Source organism: Halomonas sp. BN3-1 (genome assembly GCF_003056325.1).
GTDB lineage: Bacteria > Pseudomonadota > Gammaproteobacteria > Pseudomonadales > Halomonadaceae > Halomonas > Halomonas litopenaei.
Window position 1 is genome coordinate 1 of record NZ_PYVV01000052.1, and the last position, 576, is coordinate 576.

Annotated in this window: 1 protein-coding gene; it reads right to left on the bottom strand. The window is 66.8% G+C overall.

Features of this window, described 5'->3' with window-relative positions; all coding sequences use genetic code 11:
• The coding region (locus C9F12_RS22255) for an Ig-like domain-containing protein (protein ID WP_162816564.1) at positions 1-576 on the bottom strand (576 nt) is incomplete at both ends.

Below are 576 nucleotides of genomic sequence, written 5' to 3' on the forward strand. Positions count from 1 at the left end.
GCCAGCGTCATCGGTGGCGGTAGCGGTGAGGCTGTGGCTACCCTCGCCGAGCTCCGAGGCCGGGGTGTAGCTCCAATGGCCGCTGTCATCCGCAACGGCGGTACCCAGTTCGCTGCCACCATCGAAGATGGTCACCGTGCTGTGCGCCTCGGCGGTACCGGATAGCGTCGGGGTGGCGTCATCGGTGCTGTCGCCGCTGGCAAGCGACCCGGTGACGTCGCCTTCATCGTCCGCGACCTCTGCAATGGTCGGTGCGACCGGCGGCTGGGTGTCGTCAATGGAGGTGTCGACCGTGGTGGTTGCCTGCGGGCTGGTATTGCCCGCCGGATCCGTCGCGGTCACCGTGACCACGGTATCGTCTGCCAGCGGAGCATCCGGCGCCACCGACCAGTCACCGGTCGTCTCGTCAGCAGTGGTCGTCAGGTCAGAGGTGCCATCACCATCGACGTCGAGCTCAATCGTGCTCCCGGGCTCGGCGGTCCCGCTGATCACGGAGCCGTCGGTAGGATTGATGACAGGCGCGTCTGGCGCGCTGATATCCACGTTCAACTCGAAGGCGTCGCTCGGCTCCGAGGT